This is a genomic window from Bacteroides caecigallinarum (assembly GCF_016902295.1).
GTDB lineage: Bacteria > Bacteroidota > Bacteroidia > Bacteroidales > Bacteroidaceae > Phocaeicola > Phocaeicola caecigallinarum_A.
This window is the reverse complement of the sequence record NZ_JACJLQ010000188.1, coordinates 1-318: the sequence shown is the minus strand read 5'-3', so window position 1 is coordinate 318 and position 318 is coordinate 1. Positions and strand designations below refer to the sequence as shown.

Annotated in this window: 1 rRNA gene; it reads right to left on the bottom strand. The window is 55.7% G+C overall.

Features of this window, described 5'->3' with window-relative positions:
- Positions 1-318, bottom strand: a 23S ribosomal RNA gene (locus H6A27_RS14770); the annotation flags it as partial.

Genomic DNA, 318 nt, shown 5'->3' with positions numbered 1-318 from the left:
TCAAGTTCGACTCTTCCCGTGGATTTGCCTGCGGGAATCGACGTCTACACTCTTTAACCGGCTATTCCGTCAGCCGGCGGTGGTGTCACTGCTGCGTCTCCACGTCACCGTTGGAGGTAGTAACGGAATCTTTACCGTTTCTGCCATCGGCCTCGCCGTTCGGCTGAGCCTTAGGTCCCGACTTACCCTGATCCGATTAGCGTTGATCAGGAAACCTTAGTCTTTCGGCGAGGGGGTTTCCCGCCCCCTTTATCGTTACTTATACCTACATTTGCTTTTCCATACGCTCCAGAGTGGCTCGCGCCACGCCTTCGACGC